The following is a 16,684-nucleotide window of genomic DNA, read 5'->3' as shown; positions in this document are numbered from 1 at the left end:
GCACCGAGGCGCCGGGATCACACCCCGTCAGCCACGCGGATCAGCACCTTGCCGACCGCGCCTCCCTCGACCGCGTCATGTGCGTTCGCGGTCTCTTCCAGCGGGAACCACGTGATGGGCAGACCTGCAGACTCCCCCACCGGCAGTGCACCGTCGACAAGCGCCGCCGTCACGTCCTCGGCGGCCGCGTGCAGCGCATCCGGCCCCACCGTGTAGAGCAGCAGCCCCTGCCAGCGGACGTTCTTCGCGAAGCTCGCGATGATGGGCACCGTGAAGTCGTCACCGTTGTTGTTCGCGTAGTAGGCGATGCTGCCGTGATTGGCGATGACCTCGACGTCGAGCGCCGCGTTCTGCGTCGGCGAGACCTCCACGATGTGGTCGACGCCGTTCGGCGCGAGTTCCTGGATGCGCTCGGCGAGCGACGAGTCGGGGTAGCGCACCACGTGGTGGGCTCCGGCAGCACGGGCCAGTGCCTCCTTCTCGTCACTGCTGACCGAGGTGATGACCGTCGCACCTGCCCACGCCGAGAGTTGGATCGCCGCGTGACCCACCGCGCCGGCGCCACCGTGCACGAGCACCGTGCGGCCAGCGAGCGCCCCAGGCGAGAGGCGGGCCGGCCCGTGCTCGTGCACGGTCAGCGCCCGGTGCGCCGTCATGGCCGGCACGCCGAGGCTGGCGGCCACATCGAAGTCGATGCCATCTGGAAGGGCGACGACGCGATCGGCAGGCAGCACCGTGAACTCCTGCGCGGTTCCCGTCGGACGCTGGTGCGCCGCGAGGTACAGCCAGACGCGGTCGCCGACTGTCAGGCCCGTGACCCCCTCGCCCAGCGCATCCACGACCCCGGCGCCGTCCTGGTTCGGGACGACCTCGTCGAAGCCGAGCGCGCTTCCGGCTCCGCCTCCCTCTCGCGCCTTCCAGTCCGTCGGGTTCACGCCCGAGGCGACGACCCTGACGCGCACCTCCCCTGGCCCCGGCTGCGCGACTTCGCGCTCGACCAGGGAGAGGACGTCGGACGGACCGGTGGATGCGTAGACGATTGCCTTCATACCAAGGTCCAGCACGAGCAAGCCGCGAGGTATTCCCTGCTCGGCGCGCCCACGCCGCCGAGTTCCGCGCACGGCCTGGTTCCGGGACAGCAGCAGTGACACGATGGCGTCATGAGCAGCGACGACGATGTTCGACGACTGGCGCTCGCGCTCCCTGAGACGGAAGAGCGCACCGCCTACGGCACTCCGGCGTTCTACGTCGGGACGAAGATGTTCGCGCGCCTCCATGACGAGCCTGGGGTGCTGGTCTGCTGGCGGGCCGACCTGGGTGAGCGCGAGGCGCTCCTGCAGGGCGAGCCGGACGCGTTCTTCACCACCCCGCACTACGACGGCCACCCGAGCGTGCTCGTGCGGCTCGAGGAGGTGACGGAGGCGAGACTGGGCGAAGTCCTGCAGGAGGCGTGGCGGGCGAGGGCGACGAAGCGCATCCTCCGCGACGCCGACACCGACACCGACGCCGACGCCGACGCGCGCTAGGGGCGGTCGCGTCCTTCTCCGAAAGCAGCGACCGCCAGCCGTATGATCAGCGGATGGTCAAGGTCATTGCAGTCATCCGTCCCGTCGCGAGCGAGACGATCGAGGCGGAAGCCGACTCCTACGAAGAGGCCAAGTCGAAGATCGAGGCCATGGTGCCGGAGGGGTACGAGCTGCTCTCGGTCCGCTCGACGAAGTAGGCGCGCATCACGACCCCTCGTCGAAAAGGGGCCTCCGTGCCGGAACGGACTGAAGTCCAGTTGCGGCACGGAGGCCCTTGACGTCCGGAGAGACGCTACGGCGTGCGACGGGCTGTCGTGCCGGAGCCGCGGGCCAGGCGAAGGTCGAGCAGCCCGGCCGCAGCAGCACCTGGCACGATACTGAGCCGCAGCGCGGACGCATCTGTGCTCGTGTTCGTCGGCGTCTGTGACACTTCCTGAGCGTTGACAGTGATAGCCACCACGTCTCGAAGAACCAGGAACAGATTGTCCAGGAGCACGTTCGTGGTGCCGAGGAGTCCGACAACTGCACCGACAACGGAGTTGCGCACCGCCGTGCCGATCTCTCCGAGAACAGGCCCGAGGTTGAGACCCAGCAACCCGCCGGCCAGCGTGATCGTCGCGGTCCCGTTCACGACCGCGGCCAGAGTGCCCTGGATGCGAAGCACACGCAGACCAAGGAGGCTGATCCCGATGTCGACGGTGATCGTGTTGAGCAGCGCAGTCACGAGTGCCTGAGCGAGTGCATCCACGAACAAAGCAGTGGACACCGTCGGGAGGTACGGAGCGGCGAACAGGCGCGTGTTCGCGGGGCGTCCGTTGAGCCCGCTGTTCCCGGCTCCGTCATAGGGCAGACCGACGAGCGGCGCAAGGTCGACGACGATGTTCCCAGCGCCGAAGTCGATCGAGACGGGGTCGTTGACTCCGTTGGGGATGCGCTGGTTGGTGAGGGGCCCGTTGGAGACCGTCACAGTTGCCGACAGCGAGAGGAGGCCACCGACAAGGCCGTTCAGGGCCGGTCCGAGCACCGGAATCGCGCGCAAAGCCGTGAGGAGAGCGGCCGTGTCGATCGAGAGGTTGCCGTTCAACGCGGAGAAGAGCGTCCCCACGATCGGGGTGTTCACCACTGCTCGCAGGTAGGACAGCACGTACTCGTGCTGTCGAACGGTCGGCACGCTGTTCTCCGTGCAGCGCGCGTCAACGTTCAGACGATTGCCGACCGCTCCGACAGAGAGACTCAGATTCGAGATGGCTCCGACCAGGGCGGTCAGCGCAGGCGAACCGGTCACTCCGCTGAGGATCGTGCTCAGATCGACGGTTGCCAGCTGGGGCGCACCCGCAACGCCGGCGGTGGTGGAGATAGCGCCACTGTTGTCCGCAACGGCGCCGCTCGCCCCCGTGAACGTTCCCGCCGCGGCCGCCGCGGCGAACTGGTTGACGAGACCAACTGCTGCACCGGGGACGGGAAGACGAAGCCCAAGACTCAGCAGCGTTGCGGCCAGGAGGTCGACGTTGAGGGGGCTGCTGGTGGTCGCTGCGTTGCCAGGTGTCCCGGGAGCAACCGACACATTGGCGCCAGCTACACCGGCGATGGAGTTCAGGTTCGTGTTCAGGAGCGACCCACTCAGGAGACGACCCGAGGCATCCACATTGAACAGCGTGCCGGCGGGGACGCAGGCAGGGGAAGCGCTGGCAAAAGGTGCGGATGCGGCCGCAACGACCAGCGGCGCCGTCCATGCGGCACCCGCAACGATGGAGCGACGTGTAACGGTTCCAGTACGTGGCGCCGTGGAGGTACTCGGTACCGGTGGGGTCTGGGCAGATGATTCTTGAGATGTGCTTGGCATGCGGCGGCACTCTTTCGCTGGGGGAACGAACGGCAGTGGGACCACGTGCGTCGGAGACGCTGGGTACTTCGACTCCGAAATCACGCGCTAGGACAAGAAGATAGCGCACTAGCACAGCCTCCTGGACCTTGATCCGAATACTCGCGTCAAACGGGGTGATTCACCCGGATATTCACCCATCTCAACCAACCGAACGGTGAGCGACCTGCACAAGCGCTCTAGTCGAACATCCCGTCGAGCAGGCCGCCGATCATGAGACCGCCGAGCACACCGCCGACGACATCCCCCATGTCGCCCCCACGCCGACCCCCACGACCGCCGTACCCGCCTTGGTATCCGCCACCGCGCGGCTGCCCCCACTCGTCGTACCCCTGCTGCTGTTGCGGGCGCGACTGGTCGATGTCGCGCTGCGCGAGCTGCAGCGCCTCACTCGCGAGCGAACCCGCGCGACGTGCCAGCGAGAGGGCCTGCTCACGCTCGTCCTCCCCGCCCCGGTAGCTGACGAGCTCGTTCCGGATGCGCTCGGCCTCCGCCAGGCGCGTGCGCGGCGCGGAGCCGATCCACCCTCGGTGCCCGGAGATCACGTCGTTCGCGACGGCGATCTGCCGGTCCGCGTCATCGATCGCCGTCGCAACCTGCGTCTGCGACGGGATGGGGCGCGCCGCTCGATCTCTTGCCTTCGCAACCGCCTCGTCGAGCGCCGTGTTCGCAGCTCGGAGTCGCGAGAGCGACGCGAACGGGTCGGTGCGCTCCCCCGCCGGAGGGAGCGACGCGAGCGCCTCGGTGAGCCGCTCGGCGGCTTCCTCGACCTCGCGACTGCGCGGCACGTCGCGCGCCGCGACGAGGTCGCCGCGGGAGTCGGCGATGACCGCTGCGAGCGTCGACTCGGCACGAAGCGCCTCGATCTCATAGTTCTCGACGGCGTCGAGCAGCGTGTGCACTCGGCGCACGGCCTCCGTCGCCGCCTCGAGCGCGAGCCGGGACTGCTCGTTCTGCCCCGCCTCGCGTCGGCGCAGCGACACGTCGGCACTGTGCTCGGCGAAGGTGAGCAGCTGCGCCGCCTCAGCGGGGTTGTCGCCGACCTGGTGGAGTGCGGCATCCGAGTACCGGAGCGCCAGCCGATCGATGCTGGCCTGCGCGTCAGGGATGCGGGCACGGAGGCGCTCCGAGTCGCGCTTGACGCCCTCCAGCACGGCCGGGGTCTGGCGAACCACCGCGACGGCCTCTTCGAGCACAGACGACTTCTCCTCGAGCAGGCCCATCGCCCACTCGCAGATCTGCACGATGCGCGCGTTCCTGGTGCGCAGCTCCTCTGGCGTGTCCGGGATGTCGTCGACGTTGAGCTGGTTCAGATGGAACGCCTCGCCCATGTACTTCCGCACGTTGACGAGCGTGTCCCTGAGATCCTGCGTGGCACCAGAGCCGAGCTCGGCCTCCGCGAACGACAGCTCGTCGTTCATGAGGCGGATGCGCTCGTCGGCGTCGACCAGCGCCACTCCCGCCTTCATCGCCAGGTCCTTGTCGTGAGCGTCGATCTCGGCCTGCTGCGCTTGCTTCGCGCGGCGAGCGCGCCCCCAGAATCCAGATGCCATGCCGCAGATTCTAGTTGCGCGTCACCGGGGGAAGCTGGCGATGTTCACCGCCGGCGGAGCGCCCGGCGGCTCGGCTCAATACCAGATGCCGGGAGCCGGTTCCGGCGAGACCCGCAGCAGGCGCGCGACCTGAGCGCTCGCCCCCTCCGTGAGCTCGCTGAGCACACCAGCTGCGCGAAGCGCGGCGGGCGCGACCCCACCGAGCAGGAGCGACGAGAGAGCATCCACTCGCAGGCGCACGGCGGGCACCTCCTCCGGGAGGCGCTCGACCGCTTCGACGCGTCCCACCCCGTCCGAGGCGACCGTGAGGAGGAACGCCCCGTCCGCGAATCCGAGCGCATCCTCGACCTCGAGGCCGAGCACTCCTGGCGACGCGTAGCCTCTGGCCTCGAGCGCCGCCTTGGCGTCGAGGATGCGCAGCCACTGGTGATCCGTCGTCGTGACGGTCGCCGCCCGCTGGTCGCCGAGCATCCACCTGACCGGCTCGTCGACGGCGACGTGCTCCGCCTTGACGGTGGAGACGAGGTCGGCTTCGAGGAAGAAGCGCCAGATTGCCGCGTACGCGTCGTCGCTCACCGTGCGGAGGAACTCGACGCTGAGCGTGTGGCTCGCGTAGTCGTGGTCGCCGCCCTCGTACTTGAAGAGCGCCGCCCCCTGCAGCTCGCCGGACTCCGAGGTGTAGGTGACGGCTCGAAGCTTCTTGCCCTCACCCTCCTCGTCGTGCACGGTACCTGCCAGGCGCGGCCACATGCCATCCCAGCCCTCGATCTCGCCGACCGTCGACGTGCGGGCGCTGTCGAAGAGGCCCGCGATCTGACCCGCCCACTGCTCGCGGCTCACGTAGTCGATGCGGCCGCTCGGCGTGGGGCCGCTCCATCGCACACGACGGGTGTCCACGGTGAGATTCGCCGCGAAGGTCGCGGGCCCGAACCCGAAGCGCCCGTAGATCGTCGACTCGGAGACGGTGAGCGCCGCGAGCGGGATGCCGAGCGCAGCCGCCGTGCGCAGCTCGCCCTCGAGCAGGTTCCTGGCGATCCCCCGCCTGCGGCGCGCCTGCGAGACAGTGACCGAGCTGATGGCCCACACCCGAAGCTGGGTGCAGCCGGGCAGTGTGAGCTCGGCCGGCCACGAGCTCGTGGTCGCGACGGGCTCATCCGCTTGGGGAGCGGAATCGTCCCAGACGCCAGTCGTGCGCCGGTAGCCGAGCGATGCCCGCATGCCCTCGAGGTACTTCTCGCTCGGCTCTGCGGCGAGGAACCCGCGCACGTCCGCCCGCGCCCAGGCCGCGAAGCCAGCCGCGTCGCTCGCCTCCAGCGTCTCGTAGCGCAGGCCGGATTCGGCGAGCTTCGCCCTTGAGGTCTCGTCGATCGGGAAACGCGTGAAATCTTCAACTGCAGACATGCCTCCAGCGTAGGTCCCGCGCGGCGCGCGGCTCCTGAGCACGTTCTGGCGCGGCGAGCCGGATCTCGCGCCGGTGCCGCTGTGGCGTTGAACCAAGCACAGATCGTGTGACACTATCTGCGTATGCATGCAGATAAGCAGACAGGGCCGAGCGCATCGCTTGGTCCCGCCGACACCTCACCGCTCGTCGAGCTGGACAGCCCCACCGTCGAACTCGCGGCCGAGGTCTTCGGGATGCTCGCCGACGCGACCCGCGTGCGCATCGTGCTGATCCTGGACACCGGTGAGCACGCGGTCAACGACCTCGCCGAAGCCGTCGGGAAGACGCCGGCGAGCGTCTCGCAGCACCTCGCGAAGCTGCGGCTCGCGAGGATCGTCGCCACCAGACAGGAGGGGACACGCGTCTTCTACCGGCTCATCAACGGGCACGCCAGGCGTCTCGTCGCAGACGCCATCTTCCAGGCCGAGCACTCCGTCGCCGGAGTCGGCGGCGCGGACGCCATCCCGCCGCACCACCGGAACGACGCCGCGCGCGGCCTGGTCGCCGATGGGGACTCCGATGCGTGAGCTGCTCTCGAACCGGGCGTTCCGGCACCTCTTCGGGGCGCAGGTCGTCGCCCTCGTCGGGACGGGCCTCCTCACGGTCGCGCTCGGCCTCCTCGCCTTCGACCTCGCGGGCGGCGACGCCGGCATCGTGCTCGGCACGGCCCTCACGATCAAGATGATCGCCTACGTCGTGGTCTCTCCAGTCATGGCCGCAGTGACGAGCCGGTGGTCGAGGAAGCGAGTTCTCATCTCAGCCGACCTCATCCGCGCAACCATCGCCCTCGGGCTGCCGTTCGTCGGCGAGGTCTGGCAGGTCTACCTGCTGATCATCGTGCTGCAGGCGGCGTCGGCGACCTTCACGCCGACGTTCCAGGCAGTGATCCCCGACGTGCTCCCGGACGAGCGCCGCTACACACGAGCGCTCTCGCTCTCCCGCCTCGCGTACGACCTCGAGGCGCTCGCGAGCCCAGTCCTCGCTGCCGTGCTGCTGACGGTCGTCACCTACAACTCGCTGTTCGTCGGCACTGTCGTCGGCTTCCTCATCTCGGCGACGCTCGTCGCCGCGACCAGGTTCCCGAGCGTCGCGCTCGCCGCGCCGAGCCCCTTCCTCGCTCGCCTGACCTCGGGCATCCGGGTCTTCTGGCGCACCCGAGATCTCAGGGCGCTCCTGGCTCTGAACCTCGCGGTCGCCGCGGGGACGGCGATGGTCATCGTTAACTCCGTCGTGTTCGTGCAGGCGCAGCTCGGGCGGCCGCAGTCCGACCTCGCCGTGCTCCTCGCGTGCTCGGGCGCGGGGTCCATGCTCGTCGCCCTCGGCCTGCCTCGCGTGCTCGAGCGGGTCTCCGACCGCAGCGTGATGCTCACAGGAGCCGCGTTGGTCCCCGTCGGGCTCCTCGCTGCGGCTGGCACCCTCTCGACGTCGAGCGAGCTGGGGTGGATGCTCTCCCTCCCGGTGTGGGGGCTCCTTGGCGCGGCCACTTCACTCGTGCTGACCCCGTCGTCTCGCCTGCTGCGCCGAGCGGCGACGAGCGATGAGCGGCCGGCCGTCTTCGCGGCCCAGTTCTCGCTCTCGCATGCCTGCTACATCCTCTGCTATCCGGCGGCGGGACTCCTCGGCGCCTGGCTCGGACTCGCGCCGACCGCCGCGGTACTCGGCGGGCTGAGTCTTGTCGCGACGGTCATCGCCGCACTGACCTGGGCCGGTCGGGGCGCGCACGATCGACGCCCGGAGCCCGTCCAGGTCTGAGCCGCGCCGGGCTGGGTCTCGGTCTCGGTCTCGGTCTCGGTCTCGGTCTCGGTCTCGGGATGGGAAAGTCGCTTCGTTGCGGGAAACTTCCCAGCACGAAGCGACTTTCCCATCCCGAGAGAGGGGCCCATCCCGAGAGGGAGGGGTGGATGCGCGGCGCGGCGCGGCTGGGCCCGTCTCAGGCCCGCAGCTGTCCCACATCCTGCGACTGCGACTGCGACTGCGACTGCGCGGCCGCGATGATCTGCCTGGCCGCGACGTCCGCGCCCGCAAGGAGTGGCGACGGCTTGCCCGGGGTCGCCCCGATCGCGCTGCCAGGTTGCGTGCTGAGCGCCGGTATCCCGAGCACGACGACACGCTCGTCCACGGAGCCGTCGCGACCCACGAGGTTGAGGCCTGGCGCTTGATCGTCCAGCGCTGCCCCGGTTGCCTCCATGCTGTCGGTCTCCACGTCGACGCCGTCCCGCGAGCGCCGCGTGTGCACGCGGGCGCGGCCCGAGTCGAGCAGTGCCCGGAGCAGCGGGTCGTTGGTCGCCGGCACCTTGCCCTTCGACATGCGGGGCTCGATGAGCGCACGTGCCCGGACGACGATGCCGGTGATCGCCGAGCGGGCCACGAACTCGCCAGCCGCCTCGTCGAGCCAGACCTCGGTCTCGGGTCCGGTGAGGTGGAGGATCCCGGCGTCGATGAGCGAGAGGACCTCGCGGGTGCGCCCGGAGGGCGGACCGGATGCGAGGAACAGGCCGTCGGCGTTGAACCACCCCTCGAAGTCCAGGACTGCCGATCGCCCCTCGAGGACGCCGGCGGCGGAGAGGCGTCCGGCCTGGCCTCGAAGGGCGCCCATCGCGCGGTTGACGGCGGCGCGCGGGTGCGTGTCCGGGGATGACATCGAGCCGAGTTCCGCCTCGACGAGCTGCGCGACCTGCCGCGCCCACTGCTCTGCCGTGACCTGCTCGCCTCGCGTGGGCCGGCGGAGGGAGTCGATCGTGAAGGCGTGCGCTCCATCGTCCAGGTCGTGGTCGATCGATGCGGTGAGCACCGCGTCGAGAGCGGCCACGTCCTGCGCACCGTCGAGTTCCTTGAGGGCGGCCTCCAGCTGCACCAGCATCGCTTCCGGGGCCCACCCGGCGAGTGCCGTCAGGTACGCGACGGCGAGCTCTCGGGCGATCCCGGGCCACACGTCTCGGCGGAAGTCGAGCGACGCGGGTTCCGTCGCTGCGAGCGCGTCGAACCAGGCGCGGTCAGCTGTGCGGGCGGAGAAGGGCGTCGCTTCCGCCCAGCCGTCGGCCTTCGCGCGATAGGGCACGCCGCGGCGCGAGCCGGCGTGCAGGATCGGCTCCCGGCCGGAGGGCAGGTACCGCAGTCTGCCCCTCGTGTCGCCCGCGATGGGTTCGAACCTGCCGCCGCGACCCGCCGTGAGCACGGCGACGACATCGAAGAAGTTCGCGCCGAGGCCGCGGACGATGACGTGCTCGCCCTCGGGGACGGCCGACCAGTCCTGCTCGGCCGGCATCCCCGGTGCAATGTAGACGAGGCCCCGGTCGCGAGCGGCTCGCTCGAACCGCTCCGTCTCCTCGCTCGGCAGCGCCTGCACCATGCCCTGGGCGAGCACCACGACCGATGCCGTCAGCTCGGTGCCGTCGGCGAGGACCACGGTGCGCGTCTCGGCCCCATCGGCTCGCAGATCCACGGCCGTCCCGTCGATGCGGGTGACGCTGACGTCTCCGCTCGCTTCGGCGGCGTCCAGCTGCTCGCGGAAGTAGACGCCCTGCAGGCGTCTCGAAGGGATGCTCCCCGGCCGGACGGCCCGGGCCTCCTCGAGTACCCATGGGGTGGGGTGCGCACCGCGCTCCACGATCGCCGCCGCCCAGTCGACGAGGTCTGGGCCGGGCACGACCGGCCCGGACATTCTGGTCGACTCGTCGGCGTGGATGGTCGTCGAGCCGGACGTCGTGTTGTTGAGGAACTCGGCCGGCTGGTCGATGCGCCAGGTCGCCCCGGCGCCCACGTCGATGGCGTCGACGATGGCGATGCGGATGCGCGTCGCGGGCCGGCGAGCCGCCACCCGGAGCGCCGTGGCGACGGCGCGCGGCCCTCCCCCGACGATGACGGCGTCGAACATCAGATGCGGTACTCCAGGTCGTCCTCGACGACGGGGCGCACCTCGACGAAGCCCTCGCGCTCCTCGACGGTCACGCGCAGTCCGTAGACCTGCTTGAGCGTGTCCTCCTGCAGCGCCTCGGCTGGCGTGCCGCTCTTGATGATCGTGCCCTGGTCGAGCATGACGATCTGGTCGCAGAAGCGACCGGCGTGGTTCAGGTCGTGGATGGCGATGAGCGCGGTGATGCCCTTCGTGCGGGTGATGCGGCGCACGATCTGCAGCGTCTCGATCTGGTAGCGCAGGTCGAGGGCGCTGGTCGGCTCGTCGAGCAGCAGCACCTTCGGGTCCTGCGCGAGCGCCCTGGCGACGAGCACACGCTGCGCCTGCCCGCCGGACAGCTCCGACATGTTGCGGTCGACGAGCCCGTCGAGGTTGAGCAGCGTGATGGCGTCCTGCACGTGGCGCCAGTCCTCGGCGCCGGGGGCCATGCCGTAGTGGGGGGTCCGGCCGAGGAGCACCGCCTCCCGGACGGTCAGGTCGAACGGAGCTTCGCCGGACTGCGGCACGTAGGCCACCGTCCTGGCGTGCTCGCGCCTGCCGAGGCTCAGCACGTCCGTGCCGTCGAACGTCACGGTGCCCTCGCTCGGCTTGTGCACGCGGGCGATGACCTTCGTCAGCGTCGACTTGCCGGAGCCGTTGGGGCCGAGGAGCGCGCAGAACGTTCCGTCCTGCACCTCGAGGCTCACGCCCTTCAGCACCTTGTGCTTGCCGTAGGCGAACTCGATGCCGTCGATCGTCAGGCTCATTTGAGGGCCGTCTTCCTCGTGAGGATGAGCTGGATGAAGATGGGCGCGCCGATGAAGGCGACGACGATGCCCACGGGGATGACGGCGGGCGCGAGGATCGTGCGCCCGACCGTGTCGGCGACCAGCAGCAGGAGGCCGCCGGTGACCACCGAGAACGGGATCAGGTAGCGGTGGTCCGCGCCGATGATGAGGCGCGCGATGTGCGGCCCGACGAGGCCCACGAACCCGATGACGCCGCAGAAGCTCACGATGACCGCGGCGAGCACGACCGCCACGATGATGAGCCCCACGCGGAGTGCCTGCACGTTGACGCCGAGGCTCTTGGCAGCGTCGTCGCCGGCGAACGCGACGGCGTTGAGGTCCTTCGCGAACCAGAGCACGAACGGGATCGTCGCGAGCACGAGGATGCCGACCGTCTGCACGTCACCCCAGGTCGCGTCGTTCACGGAGCCAAAGGTCCACCGCACGATGGCCTGCAGCGTGTTCTCGTTGGCCGTGAACTGCAGGGCGGCGGTGAGCGCCTCGAAGAGCTGCGTGATGGCGATTCCGAGCAGCAGCAGGGTGGCGATCGCCATGCCCTTGGCGGATGCCAGGCCGAGAACAAGCGCGGACACGGCGAGGGAGACGACCAGCGCGCTCGCGATGATCGCCCACGACGGGAGGGTCGTGCCGCCGGCGATGGTGATCGCGAGGGCTGCGCCGAAGGCGGCCGCGGGCGAGACGCCGAGGGTGAAGGGGCTGACCAGCGGGTTGCGCAGCAGCCCCTGCATGAGCACACCGGAGAGCGAGAGTCCCGCGCCGGCCGCGAAGGCCAGCAGCACTCGCGGCAGGCGCAGCTCCGTCACGATCGAGAACTTCTGCGCGAAGTCGTTCTCGAGCGTGCCGCCGAAGATCGACAGCACGACCGCGGCCCAGACGTCCCCGAAGGTGACGCCGGCCGTGCCGATCGTGACGGCGGCGATGATCGCGAGCGCGCTCACGATGAGGCCGCCGATGATCGCGAGCCGTTTGATGTTGGCGCGCTTGCGCTCGCTCGACGCGACCGCGTTCTGCTCGCCGGCCGAGCCCGTGCCGGCCTCTGGTGTCGCGACCGTCACTACGCGCCCGCCTGGTACTGCTGGATGTACTCGTTCGCGCCGGGGAAGTCGGTGTCCTGGAAGTCGACGACCCAGCGCTCGAGGAACTCGTCCGGGTTGACGTCGGAGAACTCTTCCGGGTGCAGCCACTTGGCCAGGTACAGGGCGCCGATGGACTTCGCGACGGCGCTGGTCGCCCATCCGTTCGCGAGGTACACCTCACCGTTCTTGATGGCGTCGACGTTCGACCAGCCCGGTCGGGCCGTGATCTCCGCGCCGAGCGAGTCGAAGCGCTCCTGGCCGGTCGGCGTGGCGCTGGGTTCGAACTCGTGCACGATGACGGCAGGGTTGCGGGTGACGACCTCGGCGGGGTCGACCGTGATCTCCTCCTGCTCGTCACCGCCGCCCGCGGCGTTCTCGAACACGTTGGTGCCGCCAGCCGCCTCGATGATGGCGTGGAAGCCGGAGCCGGGGAGCACCGTCAGGTACGGGTCGACCGTCTCCCAGTACACGGGCACGGGCTCGACGCCCTCGGTGCGGTCCGCGACGACGTCGAGGATCTCGCTCGAGAAGTCGGTGACCGCCTGCGCGCCCTCTTCCTTCTGGAAGACCTGTCCGAGGAGGCTCACGGTCTCGTCGAAGACCGCGTAGTCCCACGCGGTCGCGACGACGACGGGGATGCCGAACGACTCGAGCTGCTCTGCGGCCTCACGCCAGACGGCGTTGCGGGGCATGATGACGACGTCGGGGTCGAGTTCGGCGACCGCCTCGTAGTTGATCTGGTCGAGGCCCTCGGCGATGACGTCTGCCTCGTCGACCGGCAGGTACGGGAGGCGGTTGATGGAGGCGCGGTCGACGCCGACGACCGTGTCGCCCGCGCCGATCGCCCGCACGAACTCGTTGCCGTAGCTGTTGAGCACGACCGCGCGCTCGACGGGTCCGTCGATGGTGACCTCGCGGTCCTGGTCGTCGACGACGGTGATCGTCTCGGCGTCGGCCCCGCCCTCGGGGGTGACGGTGCCGCAGCCGGTGAGCAGCAGCGTGCTGGCGACGAGGGCCGCGATGGCGGCGGGAAGTCGACGTGCGATGGGCATAGGGGAACCTCTCGGTGGCTGGGGTGCAGAAGAAGGTGCGAGAAAGCGGGCCGGGATGCTCAGCCGGCGGACGGGGCGGACGCGGGCCAGTTCGGTTCGCCGAGGCTGAGCATGAGCCGGTTCGCCCACGCGAAGAACGCGGTCGAACCGACGAGGTCGAACAGCTCCGCGTCGTCGAGGCCGAGCTCGCGGAGCTCCTCGATCTGGCTCGGCGTCGCGCTCGGGCGCAGCGTCGAGAGGTTCGCCGCGAAGCGGATGATGGCGGACCAGCGTGCATCCTGACCCGCACTCAGCGCCTCGAGCGCGGTCGGCTGCCAGTTCGCGTCCCTCGGCAGGCTCGCGTCGATGACCCGCTGGACGTCATCGTGACGCTTCGACTGGAAGGTCGCCTTCCGTGAGTGCACGGACGCGCAGTAGATGCAGTCGTTGACCTTGCTGGCGACCGCCGCCGCGAGCTCGCGCTCGGCACGCGGCAGCCCGTCCTTGCTCAGGAAGACGGCGTTGTCGATCGCGCTGCGCGCCTTCAGCACGGCGGGTACACGAGACAGGAGCCGGAAGTAGACGCTGTTGGTGGTCGCCTTCGCGGCGAAGGAATCGACCTGCTCGGGGGTGAGCTCGTCCTCCGCGGGAGCGGCGATCCACGGCGACCACTCGAGCTGCTCCTGGGTGTACGAGGTCGGCTTCTGCAGGCCGGAGATCGTGCGTCCGCTGAGGTCCTTCGAGCGACCGGCCGCGACCGTCGAGCGCGCAGGCGCATCCACCCGCTCCGGCGACCGACCAGCGAGGAGCGCGTCGCCGTCGAGCATGCGGGCGAGGTAGCTCTCGAACGCGACGAGCTGGCTCAGGAGCACGATCTCGTCCGGCGTGATGCCGGCGAGCGGCAGCACGTGCTGGTCCTCGTGCGTCGCCAGCGCCGGCGACACCGTGATGAGGTCGACGTGCTCGACAAGCGCACGGAGCTTCGGGTCGGCGGGCAGCTCGTCGCCGACGAGGCGCGCGTCCGCGCCTTGAGAGAGGTGCCACTCCGCGAGCTGCGCGTTGCCCTGCCAGCGTGCCACCGTGCGGGCGAACCCGTGCAGGAGCGTCGCATCGAGCGCCTGGGGTGCCTCGTAGAGCGCCGAGTAGGCCGCGAGCGTCTGCTCGATGACCTCGGGCTTCGCGGCCGTCAGCGAGGCGATCGACTCGGGAACTGTCGGAGAGATGCGCACGTGGGGGTCCTCAGCAGTGGAGTTCGGGCGAGATCAGATACCAAACTGCCACCACCGGCGCGGCCGCGTGCAATTGCGTTACCCCGCATGAACTCGACGCCCCTCACCGGGACATGTGTCCTGCGTCGTGCGCGCTCGGTCAGGCGGGCCCGAGATCCGGGCGGGTCAGATCTGGCTGGCGGGGGCCAGCCAGGTAGGCCGTGCGCGGGATGAGCTCGATGTCCGGCACCGGGTCGAGCGTCAGGCGCGCGTGCGTCTCCACATCGAAGCGCTGCTTCCCGTAGCGCAGCTTCTGTCGCTCGATCCCCTCAGGCCGGAAGCCGGCGCGGCTCGCGACGCGGCACGACGCGGCGTTGCCCGTGCGATGCCCGAGCTCGAGCCGGAAGAGGCCGAGCTCTGTGAACGCCAGGTCGGCGATCGTCGCGAGGCCCCGCGTGGCGAGGCCCCTCCCCCGCGCCCCCTTCGCGAGCCAGTAGTAGGCCCACCCCGTCTGGTGCACGTGCTCGATGTTGCTGAGCCCCACGTTGCCCACGGCGATCCCGTCGACGATGATCGCCAAGTCGTGCTTCGCCGTGCCGGAGACGAGGTGCTGTGCCATGTACGAGACGAAGTCGAGTTCCGTCGACGGCACCCCTCCAGGGAACTGCGCTGCGAGGTCCGGCGACGTCCGCATCGCGTTCGCTAGGGCGGGGGCATCGTCGGCCACCCATGGTCGGAGGTGTGCATCCACCCTCGCAGTGTCGCATCTGCACATGTGCTCAGCGGGAGACGACGCGCGGGAACGCGGAGGACGACGTAACATGTACAGGCTTCGGAGCCGGTGGGGGAACATCAGCGTCGGTCTGCGAGACCTCCGGAGCTCGCTCACTTCGGCAGATCGGACGACGTCATGACCTCAGAAACACGCGCACCCGCCCCACGGCGGTTGAACCACGGGCTCCAGCGGATGCTCGGCCGCGACACCCACGAGCAGGGACGCGCCGCGACGCCGCTCGAGCTGCTCTACGACCTCGCGTTCGCCGCGTCGTTCGCCACCGCCGGGAATCTCTTCGCCCACGGCATCGCCGAGGGCCACACGGTGCCCGCGATCATCGGCTTCGGCTTCGCGATGTTCTCGCTGGTCTGGGCGTGGATCAACTTCTCCTGGTTCGCCTCGGCCTTCGACACCGACGATTGGCTCTTCCGGCTGCTGACGATGGTGCAGATGGCGGGCGTGGTCATCCTCGCCCTCGGGCTCCCGGCCATGTTCGAGTCCATCGATCACGGTGAGGTGCTCGACAACCGCGTCATGATCGCGGGGTATGTCGTCATGCGCGTCGCGCTCGTCTGCCAGTGGCTCCGCGCGGCCAGGGGCGGCTCACGGTACCGGACGACGGCCATGACGTACGCGGTCCTCGTGTCCATCGCGCAGATCCTCTGGATCGTCATCGCGATCCTCCCGCTCACACTCGTCTTCGCACTGCTGGGCGGGCTCGTCGCGCTCCTCGTCGAGATCGCCAGCCCTCTCATCGCCGAACGCCGCGGGGCCAGGAACGGCTCGGCAACGCCCTGGCACGCGCACCACATCGCCGAGCGCTACTCGCTGCTCGCGATCATCGCGCTCGGAGAAGGGGTCTTCGGCACGATCGCCGCCGTCACGACCATCACGACCGAGTACGGCTGGAGCTTCGACGCGATCGTGCTCGTCATCGTCGGCATGGTGCTCATCTTCGGCATGTGGTGGGTGTACTTCATGGTGCCGGCGGCCGAGGTGCTGCACGTCCACCGGAGCGCTCGTTCCCGTGGGGGTACGGCCACTTCTTCATCTTCGCGTCGATCGCCGCAACCGGAGCTGGTCTGCACATCGTGGCGTACACGTTCGACGAGCACTACCACGTGAGCGACGTCACGGCGGTGCTCTCCGTCGCGATCCCCGTGCTCATCTTCCTGCTCACGGTGTTCACGCTGTACGCGTACCTGCTGCGCACGATCGATGTCTTCCACGTGGGGCTCGCGCTCGTATCCGTCGCCGTGCTCGCGGCAAGTGTCGTCATGGCGGCGAATGGTGCCAGCATCTCGGTCAGCTTGCTCGTCGGGATGCTCGCGCCCGTTGTCGTCGTGGTCGGTTACGAGGCCCTCGGGCACCGCCACGCAGCGGCGCACCTCGACCGCCTCGAGCAGTCCGCGCCCGCGTCCCACTAGCTCAGCTGCCCCCCACACCTGCGCGTTTCGGGATGGGTTTCTCGCTTCGGGATGGGAAACAAAC

General features: G+C 69.6%; 14 protein-coding genes and 1 pseudogene. 5 read left to right on the top strand and 10 right to left on the bottom strand.

The annotated features are described in order from the left end of the window. Positions 1–17: 17 nt before the first annotated feature. Positions 18–1,049 (bottom strand): NADPH:quinone reductase, encoded by a 1,032-nt coding sequence (locus F8O03_RS03995; RefSeq protein ID WP_151422701.1) that lies wholly within the window; start codon positions 1,047–1,049, stop codon positions 18–20. A 111-nt stretch (positions 1,050–1,160) separates the two neighbouring features. Here F8O03_RS03995 and F8O03_RS03990 point away from each other — a divergent pair, with 111 nt between their 5' ends. Beyond that, on the top strand, positions 1,161–1,526 hold the full coding sequence (locus tag F8O03_RS03990; protein ID WP_151422699.1) for an MmcQ/YjbR family DNA-binding protein: 366 nt from the start codon (positions 1,161–1,163) through the stop codon (positions 1,524–1,526). Positions 1,527–1,579: 53 nt separating this feature from the next. Then, positions 1,580–1,723: a hypothetical protein gene (locus F8O03_RS17990; RefSeq protein ID WP_167516459.1), complete on the top strand. Its 144-nt coding sequence runs from the start codon at positions 1,580–1,582 to the stop codon at positions 1,721–1,723. Positions 1,724–1,818: 95 nt separating this feature from the next. Here F8O03_RS17990 and F8O03_RS03985 read toward each other — a convergent pair whose 3' ends face one another. From F8O03_RS03985 to F8O03_RS03975, 3 genes are all read right to left on the bottom strand, one after another. Beyond that, positions 1,819–3,171, bottom strand: a complete 1,353-nt coding sequence (locus F8O03_RS03985; RefSeq protein ID WP_167516458.1) for a choice-of-anchor G family protein — start codon at positions 3,169–3,171, stop codon at positions 1,819–1,821. A gap of 416 nt (positions 3,172–3,587) precedes the next feature. Then, positions 3,588–4,961: a hypothetical protein gene (locus F8O03_RS03980; RefSeq protein ID WP_151422695.1), complete on the bottom strand. Its 1,374-nt coding sequence runs from the start codon at positions 4,959–4,961 to the stop codon at positions 3,588–3,590. A 75-nt stretch (positions 4,962–5,036) separates the two neighbouring features. Beyond that, the gene (locus F8O03_RS03975) at positions 5,037–6,362 is read right to left on the bottom strand and encodes a GNAT family N-acetyltransferase (protein WP_167516457.1); all 1,326 of its coding nucleotides are present in this window, start codon (positions 6,360–6,362) and stop codon (positions 5,037–5,039) included. A gap of 123 nt (positions 6,363–6,485) precedes the next feature. On the opposite strand from F8O03_RS03975, the gene F8O03_RS03970 reads away from it, so the two are divergent. Both F8O03_RS03970 and F8O03_RS03965 read left to right on the top strand, forming a co-directional pair. Further along, positions 6,486–6,929, top strand: a complete 444-nt coding sequence (locus F8O03_RS03970) for an ArsR/SmtB family transcription factor (RefSeq protein WP_151422691.1) — start codon at positions 6,486–6,488, stop codon at positions 6,927–6,929. Next, on the top strand, positions 6,922–8,154 hold the full coding sequence (locus F8O03_RS03965; RefSeq protein WP_151422689.1) for an MFS transporter: 1,233 nt from the start codon (positions 6,922–6,924) through the stop codon (positions 8,152–8,154). The genes F8O03_RS03970 and F8O03_RS03965 overlap by 8 nt, the downstream gene beginning before the upstream one ends. A gap of 178 nt (positions 8,155–8,332) precedes the next feature. On the opposite strand, the gene F8O03_RS03960 is transcribed toward F8O03_RS03965, so the two are convergent. The 6 genes from F8O03_RS03960 to F8O03_RS03935 form a co-directional block, all read right to left on the bottom strand. Further along, positions 8,333–10,276: an FAD/NAD(P)-binding protein gene (locus F8O03_RS03960; protein ID WP_151422687.1), complete on the bottom strand. Its 1,944-nt coding sequence runs from the start codon at positions 10,274–10,276 to the stop codon at positions 8,333–8,335. Next, the gene (locus F8O03_RS03955; protein ID WP_151422685.1) at positions 10,276–11,061 is read right to left on the bottom strand and encodes an ABC transporter ATP-binding protein; all 786 of its coding nucleotides are present in this window, start codon (positions 11,059–11,061) and stop codon (positions 10,276–10,278) included. Before F8O03_RS03955 ends, F8O03_RS03960 begins: the two co-directional genes overlap by 1 nt. Beyond that, the gene (locus F8O03_RS03950) at positions 11,058–12,158 is read right to left on the bottom strand and encodes a FecCD family ABC transporter permease (RefSeq protein ID WP_104253795.1); all 1,101 of its coding nucleotides are present in this window, start codon (positions 12,156–12,158) and stop codon (positions 11,058–11,060) included. The genes F8O03_RS03955 and F8O03_RS03950 overlap by 4 nt, the downstream gene beginning before the upstream one ends. Next, positions 12,158–13,231, bottom strand: a complete 1,074-nt coding sequence (locus F8O03_RS03945) for an ABC transporter substrate-binding protein (protein ID WP_151422684.1) — start codon at positions 13,229–13,231, stop codon at positions 12,158–12,160. Before F8O03_RS03945 ends, F8O03_RS03950 begins: the two co-directional genes overlap by 1 nt. A 59-nt stretch (positions 13,232–13,290) precedes the next feature. After that, entirely contained in the window at positions 13,291–14,439 is a 1,149-nt protein-coding gene (locus tag F8O03_RS03940) for a peroxidase-related enzyme (protein WP_151422682.1), read from the bottom strand. Between the two features lie 139 nt (positions 14,440–14,578). Beyond that, positions 14,579–15,169 (bottom strand): GNAT family N-acetyltransferase, encoded by a 591-nt coding sequence (locus tag F8O03_RS03935; RefSeq protein ID WP_151422680.1) that lies wholly within the window; start codon positions 15,167–15,169, stop codon positions 14,579–14,581. Between the two features lie 159 nt (positions 15,170–15,328). Here F8O03_RS03935 and F8O03_RS03930 point away from each other — a divergent pair. Beyond that, a pseudogene (locus F8O03_RS03930) lies at positions 15,329–16,620 on the top strand (low temperature requirement protein A). Positions 16,621–16,684 lie beyond the last annotated feature (64 nt).

This window comes from Pseudoclavibacter terrae, from assembly GCF_008831075.1.
GTDB lineage: Bacteria > Actinomycetota > Actinomycetes > Actinomycetales > Microbacteriaceae > Pseudoclavibacter > Pseudoclavibacter terrae.
This window is presented reverse-complemented; position numbering and strand designations above follow the sequence as displayed.

Coding starts and splice junctions, on each gene's coding strand:
- F8O03_RS03995 (WP_151422701.1), bottom strand. CDS start 1,049: ATGAAGGCAATCGTCTACGCATCCACCGGTCCGTCCGACGTCCTCTCC.
- F8O03_RS03990 (WP_151422699.1), top strand. CDS start 1,161: ATGAGCAGCGACGACGATGTTCGACGACTGGCGCTCGCGCTCCCTGAG.
- F8O03_RS17990 (WP_167516459.1), top strand. CDS start 1,580: ATGGTCAAGGTCATTGCAGTCATCCGTCCCGTCGCGAGCGAGACGATC.
- F8O03_RS03980 (WP_151422695.1), bottom strand. CDS start 4,961: ATGGCATCTGGATTCTGGGGGCGCGCTCGCCGCGCGAAGCAAGCGCAG.
- F8O03_RS03975 (WP_167516457.1), bottom strand. CDS start 6,362: ATGTCTGCAGTTGAAGATTTCACGCGTTTCCCGATCGACGAGACCTCA.
- F8O03_RS03970 (WP_151422691.1), top strand. CDS start 6,486: ATGCATGCAGATAAGCAGACAGGGCCGAGCGCATCGCTTGGTCCCGCC.
- F8O03_RS03965 (WP_151422689.1), top strand. CDS start 6,922: ATGCGTGAGCTGCTCTCGAACCGGGCGTTCCGGCACCTCTTCGGGGCG.
- F8O03_RS03960 (WP_151422687.1), bottom strand. CDS start 10,276: ATGTTCGACGCCGTCATCGTCGGGGGAGGGCCGCGCGCCGTCGCCACG.
- F8O03_RS03955 (WP_151422685.1), bottom strand. CDS start 11,061: ATGAGCCTGACGATCGACGGCATCGAGTTCGCCTACGGCAAGCACAAG.
- F8O03_RS03945 (WP_151422684.1), bottom strand. CDS start 13,231: ATGCCCATCGCACGTCGACTTCCCGCCGCCATCGCGGCCCTCGTCGCC.